This window comes from Pseudomonas azerbaijanoccidentalis (assembly GCF_019145495.1).
GTDB classification, from domain to species: domain Bacteria; phylum Pseudomonadota; class Gammaproteobacteria; order Pseudomonadales; family Pseudomonadaceae; genus Aquipseudomonas; species Aquipseudomonas azerbaijanoccidentalis.
The window spans coordinates 810,044-826,590 of the sequence record NZ_JAHSTU010000001.1 but is presented as its reverse complement, the minus strand read 5'-3'; the positions used below and the strand labels follow the sequence as shown (position 1 = coordinate 826,590).

Here is a 16,547-nt window from a genome sequence, read left to right as displayed (position 1 = left end):
AGCCTGCCGCAGTGCAGACGGCGACCGGTTTTTCGAATTCAGGGGGTGATGTGGATCATTTTTTCAAGTCACGGCTGGCGCTGTGGGGCTGGCTGCTGGTGACGGCGGGCGCGCAACCGGCGTGGGCGGAGCAAAGCGCTGAGCCGCTGGAACCCAAGCCGGTGGATGTCAACGAATACTTCGTGCGCGGCAACACCGTGCTCGATGCCCGGGCGATCGAGGAGGCGGTCTATCCGTTCCTTGGTCCGCAGAAACATCTGGCCGACATCGAAGGTGCGCGCGACGCGTTGCAAAAGGCGTATCAGGCCCACGGCTATCAATCGGTGTTCGTTGATTTACCGGAGCAGAAAGTCGAGGACGGTATCGTCTATCTGCAAGTCAGCGAAACCAAGGTCGGCCGAGTGCGTGTGGTCGGCGCCAAGCACTATTCGCCAGTGGAAATCCGTGACGATGTACCGGCGCTGAAAGAAGGCCAGGTGCCGGACTTCGCCCAGGTACAGACGGAACTCGCGCAGCTCAACAAGAACCCAGGGCGCCAGGTGATGCCGCTGGTTCGCGAAGGCCAACGCCCCGGCACCATGGACGTCGATTTGCAGGTCGAGGACCAGGACCCGTGGCAGGCCACTCTTGGTCTGAATAACGACTACAGCGCCGACACCGAAAAGCTGCGCAGTGTCGCCAGCCTTGGTTACAACAACCTGTGGCAGTTGGGCCACAGCGCGTCGCTGACGTTTTTTACCGCCCCTGAAGACACCTCCAACGCCAAGGTCTGGTCGGGCTCCTACACCGCGCCGCTCAGCGAGCGCTGGAGCGTGCAGTTTGCCGGTTACCAGTCCGACAGCAACGTCGCGACCATCGGCGGCAGCAATGTGTTGGGCAAGGGCCATTCCTACGGCGTCTCGGCAATCTACACGTTGCCGTCCAGCGGCAACTGGTCCAACTCGTTGTGGGCGGGTATCGATTTCAAAGACTTCGATGAGCAACTGGACTTCGCCGGTGACAGCGACAAGGTGCCGCTCAAGTACGCGCCGTTCACTTTTGCCTACAACGGTTTTCGCTACACCGAAAGCTCGCAGCTGGGCCTTGGCCTGAGCCTGGTGGCGGGCACCCGCAGCTTCCTGGGCTACGGCAGTTCCGACGAAGATTTCGACTACAAACGCTATCGCGCCAGCCCCAGTTTCGCGGTGCTCAAGGGCGATACCAATTACACCTACACCTTCGGCAACGACTGGCAGACCGCGAGCAAGGCCTCGTTCCAGCTCGCCTCGGGACCGCTGGTCTCCAACGAGCAGTTTTCCGCCGGTGGCGCCACGTCGGTACGCGGTTATCTCGCGGCCGAACGCACCGGTGACGACGGCTACCTGCTGAGCCAGGAACTGCGCACGCCATCGCTCGCCAAGTACCTGGGCACATACGTGCAGGAGTGGCGCTTCTATGCCTTCGCCGAAGGCGCCCAGTTGTACTTGCGCGACGAACTTCCCGATCAAGACGCCGATTACGCCCTGGCGAGTGTTGGCCTGGGCACCCGCGCGAGCTTGAGCAAATGGCTGTCCGGCAGCCTCGACTGGGGCTACCCGCTGCTCGAAGGGCCGAATACCTCGAAACAGGAATCGCGCCTGCATTTCAACCTGCAAGCGACATTCTGAACCTACGGAGACATTTTCATGCAGCGCATATTTCTGGCTTTCCTGATGTGCCTGAGCTTCGTGCTCCCGGCCACCGCCCAGGCGTGGTGGCAGGACGATTGGCATTACCGCAAACAGATTTCGGTGGACACCACGCCGCAAGGCGCAGCGATCAACGAGGCCCTTGGCCGCACCGCGTTGCTGGTGCGCCTGCACACCGGCAACTTCACCTTCGACGGCGTCAAGGAGGACGGCTCGGACCTGCGCTTCATCGCCGCCGATGACAAGACCGTGCTCAACCACCAGATCGAAAGTTTCGATGCGCTGATGGGCATGGCGCTGGTGTGGGTCGATGTGCCGAAAGTGGAGGGCGCTCAGCGTCAGGATATCTGGATGTACTACGGCAACCCGAAGGCGGCGGCCACCGGCAACGGTCAACTGACCTTCGATCCGAACTACACCGCGCTCTACCATTTCGAGGACGCCACCGGCACGCCGGCCAAGGACACCACGGCCTTCGGCAACACCGCGCAAAGCGCCACCGGTGCGAGCATCGACGGGGTGATCGGTCGTGCCTTGCAGTTCAGCGGCCAACCCTTGTTGCTGCCCGCCAGCCCATCGTTGCAGCACAACGCAGGCAGCGCGTTCACCTTCAGCGCCTGGTTGAAACTGGATCAGGCCAATGGTGAGCAACTGATTGTGGCCCGTCGTGAGGGCGAACAAAGCCTGTTGATCGGTTTGAATCAGGGCCTGCCGTTCGTGGAAATCGACGGTCAGCGTGCCGTATCGACCCAGGCGCTGAACCCTGGTCAATGGCAACACCTGGCACTGACCGCTGAAGGCAGCAAGGTCTCGCTGTACGTCAACGGCCGCGAAACCGCGAGCCTGGCGCTGGCGATGCCGGCGTTCAATTCGATCATGGCGATGGGTGCCGACGTGCATGCCAGCGCTTACTTGCCGTTTGCCGGTGCCATGGATGAGTTGCGCCTGTCCAAGGTCGCCCGTCCCGCCGCGCAGTTGCTGGCCGATGCCACATCCCAAGGCGCCGAGTCGAAACTGGTGGTTTATGGCGTCGATGAAGAACAGTCGGGCTACGGCTTCGGCAGTCTAGGTTTCCTGCTCAACGCCGTGCCGATGGACGCCTGGGTGATCATCGCGGTGCTGGTGCTGATGATGTTCCAGTCGTGGGTCATCATGGTCCGCAAGAACCGCATGGTCAGCCGTGTCTCGGCGGCCAACGTAGCCTTCCGCGAGCAGTTCGCCAAAGTCGGCACACGCCTGGAAATGTTCGCCGACGACCAGGACCTTGCCCTGCGTTTGCGCGATTCGTCGCTGTGGCGCCTGTATCAGGTGGCGGTGAAAGAAATCCGCACCCGTCGCGAGCAAGGCGCTGATACCTCTTCGGTTTCGGCGGCCACTATTGAAGCGATCCGCTGCTCCATGGACGGTGTGCGCACCCGGGAAAACCAGGCGCTCAGCTCGAAACTCTCGACCTTGTCCAACGCCATCGCCGGCGGCCCTTACATCGGCCTGCTCGGTACGGTGCTGGGGATCATGGTGGTGTTCCTCGGCACCGCCATGGCCGGCGACGTCAACATCAACGCCATCGCACCGGGCATGGCCGCCGCGTTGCTCGCCACCGCCATGGGCTTGTTCGTCGCGATCCCGGCGCTGTTTGGCTACAACCGCCTGATCACCCGCAACAAAGAAGTCAGCGCCGACATGCGCGTGTTCGTCGATGAGTTCATCACGCGTCTGGCGGAGATGCACGGCGAAAGTCAGTTCAGTGAAGCGGCCCACCGCCGTGGCAATCACGCCAGCGCCCAACACACCAACGCCCAAGCACCGGCCTGAGGAGCACAGACATGGCTTCCGTAAATGCCTCCCACGACGATGACGAAGACACCGCAGTCGACAGCATCAACATCACGCCCCTGGTGGACGTGCTGATGGTGGTGTTGGTGATGTTCATCCTCACCGCCACCGCACAGGTGTCCGGCATCCAGATCAACCTGCCGAAGGCCAGTGCCTCGGCGTCACTGTCCGAAGCCAAGACCAAGGCCATTTCGGTCAACGACGGGGGCCAGGTGTTCCTCGATGCCTATCCGGTGACGCTGGCCGAACTTGAAGACCGACTGCGAATCGAGAAAGCCCAGAGCCCGGACTTCCCGGTGATCGTGCGCGGCGACGCCACCGTGCAGTACCAAAAAGTCATCGAGGTGCTGGACCTGCTGCGTCGTCTGGAAATGTCACAAGTCGGTCTGGTGACCGGCAAACCGACACAGGGCTGACCATGACTGCTCAACTTCCCATCAGCCCGTCACCCGTCAAGAAGTCCCCCGTGCGCTTCGTGAAGTGGGGCGCCGGGTTGCTGATTGCTGGCGTGGCCGCGTGGTTCCTGTGGCAATGGGCCAACGACATGAGCGGCATACGCCGCGAAGCGCCGAAGGTGCCGACCATCATTCCGTTGCCGCCACCACCGCCACCGCCACCGGAAAAACCGCCGGAGCCAGAGCCTCCTGTCGAAGAAAAAATGGTCGAGCCCGAGCCGACACCGGAACCGGAAGAGGTCACGCCGGAAGTCGAAGCGCCGCCTTCACCGGCGGACGACCTGGCCAAGCCAATGGAGATGGACGGTGCGGCGCAGTCCGGCACAGACAACTTCGGTATCGGCGCGGGCAAGGGCAATGGCATGGCCGGTTCCGGCGGTGGACGCCTGGGCAACGGCACGTATAGCCAGTTCATGGCCGTCAGCTTTCAGCGCTTGTTGCGCGAGAACCCGGACCTGCGCAACCAGGCCTACAAGGCGCAAGTCGACGTGTGGTTGAGCAGCTCGGGCGACATCTCGCGGGTCGAGCTGGCCAAGTCCAGCGGCAACGCCGAGGTCGACGCGCAAATACTCGCAGCCCTTCGCGGTGCGCCGCGCATGAACCAGCGGCCACCGGCTTCTTTCACTGTCCCCATGCGCGTGTCCCTGCAAGGGCGGCGTCCGGGCTAACCCCATTATCAAAGCTTTGCCATAAGGAGTTGTGTGCAGATGATTTCCAATGTGAATCGATTGTCCCTGGCGGTCGGCATGGTCATTGCGACCCTGGTCGGTCAGGCCGCGGCAGCGCCCGCGCCCTCAGAGAACGCCACGATCAATCTGATCCGCTTGCTGGTGGAGCAAGGCGTGTTGAAACAGGACAAGGCCGACAAGCTGATCGCCCAGGCCCAGAGTGAAGCGGACCAGGCGCGCAAAGCCGCTTCCGCTCCGACCGCCGTGGCCGCCAATGGCCCGGCCGCCGCACCGGGCGATGTGCGGGTACAGTATGTGCCGGCCGCCGTGCGCGACCAGATCCGCGATCAGGTCAAGGCCGAAGTCATGGCCACCGCCAAGCAGGAAAACTGGGCCCAGCCCAACACGTTCCCGGACTGGGTATCGCGGGTCAGCTTCGATGGCGATATTCGCTTGCGGGACGAATCGCGCTACTACTCGGGAACCAACAGCAACGAAATCGTCGACTTCGCCAAGCTCAACAACAGCGGCCCGTACGACGTGAACCCCAACACAAGCACCAGCCTGCCGCCGTTGCTCAACACCCGCGAAGACCGCGAAAACCTGCTGCGCCTGCGCGCGCGTCTGGGTATGAAAGCGGTGATTGCGCCGGACTGGACCGCGGGTATTCGCATCGGCACCGGTTCCGACAACAGCCCGGTGTCGACCACCCAAACGCTCGGTGGCGGTTTCGGCAAGAAAGACATCTGGCTCGATCAGGGCTACCTGACCTGGAAAGCCACCAACGAGTTGACCCTGACCGGTGGCCGCTTTACCAACCCGTTTTTCTCCACCGACATGCTGTATTCCAACGAGCTGAACTTCGACGGTATCGCGGCGATGTTCGACCACAAGCTCAACCGCGATTGGGGCATGTTCGGCACCGTCGGCGCATTCCCGATCGAGTACACCAACGACACCAGTTCCAGTAACGGCTTCGACAAGGAAGAGAGCGACAACAAATGGCTGTTTGGTGCGCAGATCGGCGCCAACTGGGCCATCAACTCCAGCAACCGCCTCAAAGGTGCGTTGGCCTACTACCGCTTCGACGACATCGAAGGCCAGCGCTCCAGCCCTTGCGAACCGTGGGCCGGCGCGCCGGGCTGCGACTCCGACGGCAGCCGTTCGGCGTTCATGCAGAAGGGCAACACCGTGTTCCTGTTGCGTGACATCACACCGAACCCGCTCAACCCGGCAACCACGGCGCAACCGCAATACGTCGGCCTGGCCTCGGAGTTCAACCTGCTGGACCTGAACTTTGTCTGGGACAGCGACTTGCCGGAAGACTTCAAGCTGCGCAGCCAGGCCAATTACGTGCACAACCTGGGCTACGACGAAGGCGACATGCGCAAACGTGCGGCAGGGCAGATCGTCAACAACCTCGACAGCGATGGCGACATCGAAAGCGGTGCCAATGCGTGGATGGTGCAGTTCACCCTCGGCAGCGCTCTGGATATGCGCAAGCAGGGCGACTGGAACCTGTTCGCCGGCTACAAGTACATCCAGCCGGATGCCTTGCCGGACGGTTTCAACGATTCCTCGTTCCACTTAGGCGGTACCAACGCCAAGGGTTACTTCCTGGGCGGCAACTACGGTCTGGCCAAGAACGTCTATGCCACCGGTCGCTGGTTGAGTTCCGAAGCCGTGTACGGCGCGCCGTTTGATATCGACGTCTTGCAGCTTGAGATCAACACGCGCTTCTAAGGCGCAGGGAGAACGTGATGAACAGAAAAATCCTGTTGTTTGCCCTGGGAGCGCTGGTGGCCCAAGGGGCGAGTGCCGAGGGCATGGAGGAACGCTTGCGCACGCAATTGCGCAGCACCACCCAACAGTTACAGGCCCTGCAAAGCCAGCAGGCCCAGGCCAGCGCCGCCCAGGTCGCGGCGCAAGCCGAGGCCAAGGCCGCTCAGGCACAGATCAAACAATTGACCGCCGAGTTGGCCAAGTACAAGGGCGCGGCCGAGCAACTGGCGAGTCAGCAAGACAGCCTGCACAGCCAGGCCCAGGCGCAAGTGGCGGCCAGCAACGAGCAGATCGGCAAGTTCAAGAAGGCCTATGACGATCTGTTGGTCATGGCGCGCGGCAAAGAAGCCGAACGCGCCCGGCTCGAAGCGCAATTGACTGAACGTGACACACAAATGCAGCAATGTTCGGTCAAAAATCAACAGATGTATGGCGTGGCCAAGGAGATCCTCACGGCCTACGAAAAAATCGACGTCGCCGAAGTGATGAAGATTCGCCAACCGTTCGCCGGCACTGCGCGGGTCAAGTTCGAAGAACTGGCCCAAGGCTTTGGCGACGAGCTCTACAAGACCCAATTCGACGCGCCTCAGGCCGCGATCACTCACTGAAAACAGGGAAGAACTCACATGACTCAATTGATCGCTCACGTATCGCCACAATCGCTCACCGAAGTGCTGCAAGCCGCCGGTTATCGCGTTAATCAAACTGATCAGAACGGCATCGTGCAATTGCTCAGCGCCAGCCAGGGGATCGGTTACGCCGTGCGCTTCGGCAATCTGGCGGCGGAGCAGGGCACCTACGTCGACTTCACGTTCAGCTGCGCATTGCGCGTGCAGGGCGAGTTGCCGGCCGGGCTGGCGGAGCTGTGGAATGCCTCGCGTCGCTTTGCCCGGTTGTCGGTGCAAGGCGAGTTCCTGGTGATGGAAATGGACGTGGTCGTGGCCGCTGGCGTCAGCGCCGATTACCTGCGCGGCAATCTGGAATTGTGGGATCGCTTGCTGCAAGAGTTCATCGTTTACCTGCGCGATTACAGCCAGAACGCTGCGCAGTTGCATGCTCAGGCTGACACCAGCGCCACCACGCAAGACGAGGTGGCTGCCCTGTGAAAAAACGTACGGTAGTAGCGAGCGCGGGGGCGCTGGCGGTGGTGGTGGTTGCCGTGACGTTGGGCCTGCGGCCGGGCAACGACCCGGTCGCGGCACCGCAACCGGTGAAATCCCTGGCGGTAGCGTCGACAGAGCCCGCCGTGGCGCGACTGGGCAATCAGCAAGTCGACAGTGAAGAACTCAAGAGGCTGTTGGCCACCTTGCCGGCGGAGACGCGCGATCAACTGCGTGGCAATCGCGCGACGCTGGAAAGCTGGATCCGCTCACGCTTGGCCGAGAAAGCCGTGCTGGAACAGGCTGACGCCCAAGGCTGGCGTCAGCGCCCGGAGGTCGAACAGCAAACCCGCGCCGCCACCGAGCAAATCGTCTTTCGCGACTACTTGCAATCGGTCAGCCAGGTGCCGGCGGATTACCCCAGCGCAGCCGAACTGCAGCAAGCGTATGACGCAGGCAAGTCGCAATGGAAGACGCCGGCGCTGTTCCGTGTCAGTCAGATTTTCCTTGGGGTGAGCGAACCGCAAAACCTGGAAAGCGTGCGCAAGCAAGCCCAGGAGTTGAGCCGCAAAGCCCAGGCCACCCCGGCGGAATTTGCGGCGATGGCGGGGCAGTACTCGCAGGATCGCGACAGCGCCGAGCGCGGCGGTGATACCGGGTTGCAACCATTGGCGCAACTGGTACCCGAAGTGCGCAATGTGGTGTCTCGGCTCAAGGTCGGCGCGGTGTCCGAGCCGGTGCAGAGTGCAATGGGCTTTCACGTGATCAAGTTGACCGAGCAACAACCGGCACGGGTCGCCACCCTGGACGAACTGCGCGAACGGCTGACCCAGGCCCTGCGTGCCCAGCGCCAGGAACAAATTGCCAAGGCCTACTTGGAAGGCATGCTCAACACGGCAACCCTGAGTATCGACGGCGCTGAGCTGAACAAAATCCTGGAGACAAAACCTCAGTAACTGTAGGAGCGAGCCTGCTCGCGATGGCGGTTCAGCATTCAACATGTCTGTTGGTTGGCAGTTCGCTATCGCGAGCAGGCTCGCTCCTGCAGGGGACCGCGCACGTCGAGGCGTCGCCATAGACCAACAAAAATCGACAGGGAGTCATCGATGTCATTCACAGAGCCGACAGAGGCTTCGCGCGTTGTTCAATACCGTGCCCCGGACGCAGACCCTCAGACCTGGCTGGCGCTGGCCGCCGGGATCGACATCGAAGTGGTGCAGTATTTTCTGGTCAGCGCCCGCTGCGGGTGTTTCATGCAGGCCGCCCGCAGCCTCAATGTGCGGCCGACGATCCTGCGCAAACACCTGGCCCAACTGGAAGAGCAACTGCAAAGGACGCTGTTCATGTTCAAGGACAGTTCACTGACACTCAGCCGTGACGGCCATCAGTTGCACGCCCAACTGCTGGCCCTGGCGCACGAGCGCACCTTGCCGGTGATCGAGCAGCCGTTGATTCGGCTGGCGGTGGCGCAAACCCTCCTGCATGACATCCTCGGACGTGATCTGGTGTCGCTGTTGCGCCGCAACGCCAGCGTGCGTCTGGAGATTATCTCGCTGGACAGTGACCTGTCATTGCAAGCGGTCAGCGCCGACGTGGTGTTGTGGCTGGCGGGCACCGAATCGCCGATACCAGGCCCAAGCTTCTCCACTACAGAGCCGCAACCGCTGGCGCGACTGGACTTCCAGCCGCACATCGCCAAACGCTATTCACGGGTCACGGCCCGCCCCGAACACCTCGATGACCTCGCCGATTTCCTGCTGGTGCAATGGCAACACGAGCGGCAGGTCGACAGCTTTCGCCCGTGGAATGCGCTGGTAGAACAGCGTCTGGCCGGCGTGGTGCAGTTGCACTCTTATGAGTTGATGCTGGAGATGATCCGGTGCAGCGCCTGCATCGGCCTGCTGCCGGGCTATATGAGCCGCTTCGACCGTGGCTTGATCGGGTTGCCGGGATTGTTCAACCAGCCGATGCAACGCCAGGTATGGCTGGCGGTGAATGAGCAGTCCCAGGACCAGGCGCAGGTGCAGATGCTGGTGGAATTGATTCTCACCACTTTCGAAGAACGACGCGATTGGTTCCAGGACTGACCCGTTCCAAAGGCAGGAGCGAGCCTGCTCGCGATAGCGCCAGGTCAGCCCACATCGTCGTCGACTGTTACACCACTTCGCGAGCAAGCTCGCTCCTGCAGGGGGCTCGCCATTCGGGAGGTCTGCGTTATAGAGTGAGTGGCCATGTCTGCCTCAAGGATGATTCACCATGCCCACCACCGAGCCTGTCATCACCCTCGAACGTCTCAACGAGTCCCACATCGAAGGCATCACCGCGCTTTACCGCGAACCGGTGGTTGCCCGTCAAACGTTGCAATTGCCATTTCCCTCCAGTGATCTCTGGCGCAAGCGACTGGTGTCGGACAACGAGCGGGTGATGCAACTGGTGGCGCTGCATCAAGATACCGTGATCGGCAGCATTACCCTGGAACAGTTCTCACGTATTCGTCGTAGCCATGCCGGCAGTTTTGGCATGGGCGTCGCACACACCTGGCAGGGGAAGGGGGTCGGTTCGAAACTGCTGAGAGCAGCCTTGGATATCGCCGATAACTGGATGAACCTGCACCGGGTCGAGCTTTCGGTATTTGCCGACAATGAAGCCGCCATCGGCCTGTATCGCAAGTTCGGCTTCGAAACCGAAGGGCTGCTGCGCGACTACGCCGTGCGCGACGGTGCCTGGGTGGATACTTTGAGCATGGCGCGTCTGCGTCGACCCGCGGCCAGTTGATGCACCGCCCCGAGGCGCCCCAGCACCGTTCGCGCTTTTAGTCGTACGTCGGCAACGCGCTTCTGCCATGCTCAAGGTCCGCAGCACGGCTTCAATCAAAGGAACACCGCAATGGACGACGTACAGCAACTGGGCGAGATGCTTCGTCACTACGCAGACAGCGAAGCGCACAAGAAGCAGTTGTTTGAATCGCAATCGGCCGAGTGGGCCAAACGCGTGGGTGAACTGTTCGATCAGATCCAGCAGTGGCTGGAACCGGTACTGGTTCCGCATCTGCTGGAGGTCAGCCGCGAAGCGTATGTCGCGTCAGGGCCGAGTGTTCCAGTCGAGACCTCGACGTTCAAGACCGAAAAGCTGAGCATTCTGATTGCCGGCAAACCGGTCGAATTCGTCCCGGATGTGATGGGCACCGGTGGGCAGATTTCCGTGGCGGTGCTGGGCTTTACCGCTGCGCGGGTTGGCAGTGTGTCGCTGGTGTGCCTGCCACCCGCCACGAACTGGCAGTGGCGCAAGACCAATGGCTTGAAAGACCCGGATACCTTTGCGTTCGACGCAAACTTCCTGGCGCAACAACTGCAAAGCCTGATCCCCCGCGAACGCAGCTGAGACAAGCCCACTGTAGGAGCGAGCCTGCTTGCTCCTACAGTGATCGGTGGTGCCTCAGATTTCGACAAAACACACTCAGAATCCTTTCATTTATGCGGATCAGACGTTTTCCCTGCCCGCTGCTGTTTGCCGCGTTCTGATACGGTTTTTCAACTTTCAGGTGAATCTGTAGCGTGCTGCGCCGCAGGTTCAAAGTCAGCACCACACACCCGTAAATCTGCGAACGCGGTTTCCTGAAAAAGCGCGCCGCTTGATTTGACGACTGCTTCGCAGCCGAACGCAGCCTCGCGTTGCTCGGCAGCTGCTACAGATGATCTGGCGTCGCGAAGGGAATGCGATCAAGCCTGATGAGGTATCGCAGCCTGCGGCAGCTCCTACAGGAATACGCGGTTCTCTGTAGGAACTGACGGCTGCGATCTTTTGATGGGTCCACGATTACTTCAACGCCGGATCGCCCATGTTCATTTTCTTCCAGCCCTGCAACAGCACCTGCGCCTTGGGTTCCTGCCCGTTGTTGAGGTAGTACTGGATCAGCGACAACCGTGCGTTGCGGTTGGCGGGTTGTACTTTCAGCAGTCTTTCCAGCTCTTCGCAGGCCTGGTCGACTTTGCCGCTGTCATGAAGCGCCACCGCCAGCACGTAGCCGTATTGACCGTTTTGCGGTTCCAGTTGTGCGGCTTTGCGCAGAAATGGCATGGCCTGTTCGGCCTTGCCGGCACGCACCAGCGACAAGCCCTGAGTGTGTTGAAGCAGGGCGGCGTCCGGGTGTTCTTTCAGGCTTTGAGCCAGCAACGCCTGCGCTTCCTGCCTGCGACCATTGGCTTCCAGCCACTGCACCAGCGTTACCAGCGCGGGGTAGAAGTCCGGATCACGTTTGAGCGACGTGCGCAGCAACCCTTCCACCTCGCTGCTGCGACCGCTGGCCTGATACAGCATGGCCAGGTTGAGGTTGGCTTCGGCGCGTTCGGCAAGGCTCTTTTGCACCGCTTCGTACTCGCCGATGGCGGCGTTCCAATTGTCCTGAGCAGTGCCCAGACCGGTACGCGCGACACTGAGCAGATCGCGGGCGGCGGCAATGCGCACGGCTTTCACCGGGTCATTGAGCAGCGGCGACAACAACGGCGCCCGCTCCGCAGGAGGCAGGAAGGCGCTGATTGCACGGATGGCACTTTCTCGCACCTGTGGCGCCGTGTTGTTCAAATCCTTGGTGGCGAGTTTCAGCGCCTGTTCACTCGGATACAGCGGCAACTCGGCCAACAGCGTCGCTCGCTGAATCGCCGGCAGGTTGCTGCGTTGCAGTTGCTCGTACAAGGCTTGCGCCGCGCCGGGTTGGCCGTTGCGGATCAACCACAGGCTTTCGTCGTAACGCGGGGCCTGCGCTGGGCTGGCACTGCTCCACAATTTGAATTGCTCGGTGACCTTGTCTCCGGCCTTACCCTGGTGACACGTCAGGCAGGCGTCAGGTGTACCGAGTTTTGTCGCCCGTTCCGGGTTGGGGATGCTGAAGCTGTGGTCATGGCGGAAATCATTGCCCATGTAGAACTTGCCGGGCATATGGCAATCGACGCACTGCGAGCCTGGTTGGCCCATCGTGTGGCGGGTGTGTTCAATAGAATCGTAATTTTTTGCTTGCAGGCCTTTACCGTCGACCCCTTCAACCGGGGTCTTGCCGGCGGTGTTGTGGCATTGCAGGCAGACACCGTTGCCTGGCGCCTTGAGTTCGGTGCTGTGCGGGTTGTGACAGTTGCTGCAACGCACGCCCTTGTCGAACATTTTGCTTTGGGCGAAGGAACCGTGCTCGAACACTTCATCCTTGATCTTGCCGTCCAGCGCATACAGTTCGCGGGTCAGGGGACTTGGAAGGTAATCATCCATCAGCCGGTTGCCGACGGTAAAACCATCGCCCAGTGGTGCGCGTCGGGAGTGGCAGCGGGCGCAGGTTTCAATTTCGACCGTGGCGTTTTTGTCCTTGAGGTCGACGGCAAACCCGGCGTGGATCAGGTCGGTTTTTTTCGCGGTCCATTCCAGGTGGTTGGAAGCCGGGCCATGGCAGGCCTGACAGCCGACGCCGAGGCTGTTCCACTGACTGTCGAAGGTGTTTTTTGCCGCATCGAAGTTTCGTTTGTAGCCAGTGGTGTGGCACTCGACGCACATGAAGTTGGCGTTCTGGCTCGGTTTGCTCCAGTGCAACGGGTCTTTGAAGGTCACGCCCTGGCCGGGATACAGATGAAACCAGCGGTTTTTTTCGGTATCCCAGGCGATGCCCAGCGCTTGCAAGCGGCCTTCACCGACCTCGATCAAATACTGTTGCAGCGGCGCGATGCCGAAGGTGTAGGCGACTTTGAAGTCGGCGTTCTTGCCGTCGATCCCCGGGGTGTTGACCCAGAAGTCGTTGTCCTTGCGCGAGAAACGGGTGGTTTCGTTTTCCGCCTTGAACGTGACGTTGTTGAAATCGCCGAGCATGGTTTCGGCATTGGCCTCCTGCATCGCCAGTTGGTGATGGGAGCCTTGCCAATCCTTGACCTGGGCGCTGTGGCAGCCTTGGCATTGCTGCTCGTCGACCATTGTTGCCGGTGCCATGGCCACCGGTTTTGGTTGTGGTTTGGCCGGCTGCGCAACAGGTGTGCTGGGTGGCACGTAGGTTGTCGGCGCGGAGTTGTTGCCGAGCAGAAACCAGCCGATACCTACGACCGCCAGAAGCAGGATGCCGATGGTGACAGGGAACAGATAGCGACTCATCAGGGTAGGGCGCGAATCAGGGTTTGGGGTTACTGCTTTATTTTTATCTTTCGGCATTGCGACTTCCGTGGTCCAGGTGCGTTTGCCGTCAGGCGCGCGTTCATGCTCGATGCAGCTTTGCCGGAAGGCCGGCGTGTGTCAAATGATGGTGATGATACTGCTGGCCTCATCGCTGGCAAGCCAGCTCCTACAAGTTTGGCGTAGTGCATAACATCCGGGTACGACACAACACCCTGTGGGAGCTGGCTTGCCAGCGATAGCGATCTGTCATTCTCCGACAAACCACCGGAAATACGGATTCCCGCCATCCCCGCGCATCACTTCGCGAATATCCCGGCTCCACGCTTCACGATCGCCGTCATAGGCATGGAGGCTTGCGCGGTAGAACTGCATCAGGCGTTGCTGGTGGGTGTTCATCCGCTCGGTAAATCCCTGATCGGCGTTCAACAGCGGTGGCGCGATGCGCAGATCCAGTAACGCGGGCAACACGCGCGTGATCTCCTTGGCCCGTACCCACGGCGCGTATTCGATACGCGGTTGATCGTCGGTCACCGGCTGCGCATTCGCCGCAAAACGCTCAAGGCCCGCTCGGTCGGTCACCCAGGTGGCTAGCAAAGCGGCCGCCGAGCCAATGCCCACGTCCTGCAAGGTGCTGCGCACGCTGTCCTGCTGGAAGCGTTCGCTGATTTTTGTCGCATCCAGTTCAATCGGCTCCATCGACCCCACCAACAGCATTTCATGGAACTCACTGGTCCACAGGCTAGCGTAGGGGTAAACATCGAGGAAGCTGCGCACCAGCGAGCGCGAATCGTCGATGTTCTGGGTTGGCAGCGGCAGCCATTGCGCGACCAGGCCTTGTTTGTTCAATCGGCTGGCAGCCAGTTGGTAGAAGTCGCGCGAGTACAGATTCACCACGCCGGCCGCGGAGGGCGGAGGTGGTTCGAGGGTAATCAAGTCATAGCGCTGCGGGTTGCGCAGCAATTCCTGACGGCCATCACGCAGCCGCACGTCGACGCCGGAATGGCTCGCAGCATTGAAGTTGCCCTTGAACAACGGCGCGGCTTTGACCACCGCCGGCAGCAGTTCGGCGACCACACGTTGCTCAAGGCCCGGATATTGTGTCAGGGCACCGGCGGTGATGCCGGTGCCAAAGCCAATCACCAGTGCCGAGCGGGGTTCGCCGTTGTGGATCAGTAATGGCAGCAACGCCTGAATCCGCATGTAGCGCAGCGATGGCATGGCGTCGCCGGTGTTCGATACGCCCTGGATATACAAGCGCTCGAAAGTTTTCTGTCCCTTGCCTTGGCTGACAACGGCGACGGTTCCGCCACGTCCTTCTTCGTAGAAGTTCAAGGTGCCGTTGCGTGCGCCGGGCAGCAGGCTGGCCAGTTTGTTGGCCGGGGTAAACACCACCAGCGCCACAGCCACCAGACCGATCGCGACCACCGCCTGACGCCGGCCTTTCTTCACGCCATGACCTTTGCGCACTGCGAAGTAGCCAATGCCAGCGGCGATAATGGCCAACAATCCCAAGGTACGAACCAGCCCCAGCAGCGGGATCAGGACAAACCCGCAGAGCATCACACCGATGATGCCGCCCAGGGTATTGAACGCCACCACTTCACCGACATTGCGCCCCACATGATCGCGGCCGACGCTCAATCGCAGGGCCACGGGAAATGCTGCGCCTAGCAATACGGTCGGCACAAACACGATACTCAGCGCCGCCACCGCAAACCGTGCACTCATGCCGAGTAATTCGCTGGCGCCGAACGACAACACCCAGGCTTCGACCGTGGTTTGGGCGAACACCAGCCATCTGCCCAGCAAGGCGATTTCCAACAGGGCGACCAGTCCGGCACCGGCAATCAGCAAACCGAACACACCCCACGGATCGCGCAGGCGATCGACCCGACGGGCGAGCAGGGCACTGCCCAGGAACAAACCGGTGAGGTAGGTGGCCAGGACCACGGCAAACGCATACGTGCGTGTGCTCATGAACTGCACGATCGATTGCGACCAGACCACTTCGTAGCCCAGCGCCACGCCGCCGGCTATCGAATACAGCCAGAGTGCCAGGCGGTCGGGCACTTTCTCGGTGTGAGGCTTGGCCGACGCTTCTTCGAGTAACGGGCGCTGGCGTTGAAACCACAAGGCGCCGGCGGCGGCCAGCAGGTTCAGCATGGCGGCGGCCAAAGCACTGCCACGCACACCCAGCGCGGCGATCAACACGAATGCGGCGAGCAATGTACCCGCGATGGCGCCGGCAGTGTTCGCCGCGTACAGGTGACCGCCAGCCTTGCCCAGTTGTAGCGGATCGGTCGCAAGGGAGCGGACCAGCACCGGTAGGGTGCCGCCCATCAACAACGCTGGAATGCCCACCAGTGCAAAGGGCAACACCCACGCCAGCAGGCCTACATGCTGTTCAAGCCAGGCAAACGGGCTGGCCGCCAGGCTCATGGCGAAAGTCGCGCCAACCCCGAGTATCGCCACCAGCACTTCCAGCCCGGCGTATAGCAGAAGCGGTTGGCGCAACGTGTCCGCCCAACGCCCGAACAACAAGCCACCCAGGGCCAATCCTGCAAAAAACGCGCTGATCCCGGTGGTGATGGCGTACACCTCGACGCCAACCACCAACGACAACTGCTTGATCCACAACACCTGGTACACCAGCGCCGCGGCACCGGAAACGAACAGCAACAACGCGGGAATCAGCAGCGCCGGGGAGGCGACTTGAGGGGCAGGTATGGCCGACGACTTACTGGCGACACGTGAGGACATGGATTTGTTGCCTTGTGCAATGGGCAATATAAACGTCAATCAGCGTAGGAGCTGCCGCAGGCTGCGATCTTTTATCTTGACGGCTGAACGTCAAAAGATCGCAGCCTGCGGCAGTTCCGACAGGGGATGTGTTTGCATTCC

Annotated in this window: 13 protein-coding genes; 11 read left to right on the top strand and 2 right to left on the bottom strand. The window is 61.2% G+C overall.

The genetic code is table 11. The annotated features are described in order from the left end of the window. Positions 1-50: 50 nt before the first annotated feature. The 11 genes from KVG88_RS03465 to KVG88_RS03415 all read left to right on the top strand — a co-directional run bounded on the left by KVG88_RS03465 (position 51) and on the right by KVG88_RS03415 (position 10,886). A complete protein-coding gene (locus KVG88_RS03465) occupies positions 51-1,646 on the top strand; it encodes a ShlB/FhaC/HecB family hemolysin secretion/activation protein (protein ID WP_217870336.1) in 1,596 nt (531 codons plus the stop codon). 18 nt (positions 1,647-1,664) lie between these two features. Then, complete coding sequence (locus tag KVG88_RS03460) at positions 1,665-3,479, top strand: DUF2341 domain-containing protein (protein WP_217870335.1); 1,815 nt, start codon at positions 1,665-1,667, stop codon at positions 3,477-3,479. A gap of 11 nt (positions 3,480-3,490) precedes the next feature. Then, positions 3,491-3,916, top strand: a complete 426-nt coding sequence (locus tag KVG88_RS03455; protein ID WP_217870334.1) for an ExbD/TolR family protein — start codon at positions 3,491-3,493, stop codon at positions 3,914-3,916. A 2-nt stretch (positions 3,917-3,918) separates the two neighbouring features. Further along, the gene (locus KVG88_RS03450) at positions 3,919-4,623 is read left to right on the top strand and encodes an energy transducer TonB family protein (protein ID WP_217870333.1); all 705 of its coding nucleotides are present in this window, start codon (positions 3,919-3,921) and stop codon (positions 4,621-4,623) included. Positions 4,624-4,662: 39 nt separating this feature from the next. Next, on the top strand, positions 4,663-6,366 hold the full coding sequence (locus tag KVG88_RS03445; RefSeq protein ID WP_150700609.1) for a putative porin: 1,704 nt from the start codon (positions 4,663-4,665) through the stop codon (positions 6,364-6,366). Between the two features lie 17 nt (positions 6,367-6,383). Beyond that, positions 6,384-7,013 carry a DNA repair protein gene (locus KVG88_RS03440; RefSeq protein ID WP_217870332.1) on the top strand — a complete coding sequence of 210 codons (630 nt, stop codon included), beginning with the start codon at positions 6,384-6,386 and terminating at the stop codon, positions 7,011-7,013. 18 nt (positions 7,014-7,031) lie between these two features. After that, positions 7,032-7,511, top strand: coding sequence for a YbjN domain-containing protein (locus tag KVG88_RS03435; protein ID WP_150700607.1), 480 nt, complete (start codon positions 7,032-7,034; stop codon positions 7,509-7,511). Next, positions 7,508-8,461, top strand: coding sequence for a peptidylprolyl isomerase (locus tag KVG88_RS03430; protein WP_217870331.1), 954 nt, complete (start codon positions 7,508-7,510; stop codon positions 8,459-8,461). Before KVG88_RS03435 ends, KVG88_RS03430 begins: the two co-directional genes overlap by 4 nt. Positions 8,462-8,611: 150 nt before the next feature. Next, complete coding sequence (locus KVG88_RS03425) at positions 8,612-9,592, top strand: LysR substrate-binding domain-containing protein (RefSeq protein WP_217870330.1); 981 nt, start codon at positions 8,612-8,614, stop codon at positions 9,590-9,592. A 169-nt stretch (positions 9,593-9,761) separates the two neighbouring features. Beyond that, positions 9,762-10,280: a GNAT family N-acetyltransferase gene (locus KVG88_RS03420; protein ID WP_217870329.1), complete on the top strand. Its 519-nt coding sequence runs from the start codon at positions 9,762-9,764 to the stop codon at positions 10,278-10,280. 111 nt (positions 10,281-10,391) lie between these two features. After that, the gene (locus tag KVG88_RS03415) at positions 10,392-10,886 is read left to right on the top strand and encodes a hypothetical protein (protein WP_150700603.1); all 495 of its coding nucleotides are present in this window, start codon (positions 10,392-10,394) and stop codon (positions 10,884-10,886) included. A gap of 435 nt (positions 10,887-11,321) precedes the next feature. Here the strand turns inward: KVG88_RS03415 and KVG88_RS03410 are convergent, their stop codons facing one another. Further along, a complete protein-coding gene (locus KVG88_RS03410; protein ID WP_217870328.1) occupies positions 11,322-13,682 on the bottom strand; it encodes a tetratricopeptide repeat protein in 2,361 nt (786 codons plus the stop codon). Positions 13,683-13,892: 210 nt separating this feature from the next. After that, positions 13,893-16,406: a fused MFS/spermidine synthase gene (locus tag KVG88_RS03405; RefSeq protein WP_217870327.1), complete on the bottom strand. Its 2,514-nt coding sequence runs from the start codon at positions 16,404-16,406 to the stop codon at positions 13,893-13,895. Positions 16,407-16,547 lie beyond the last annotated feature (141 nt).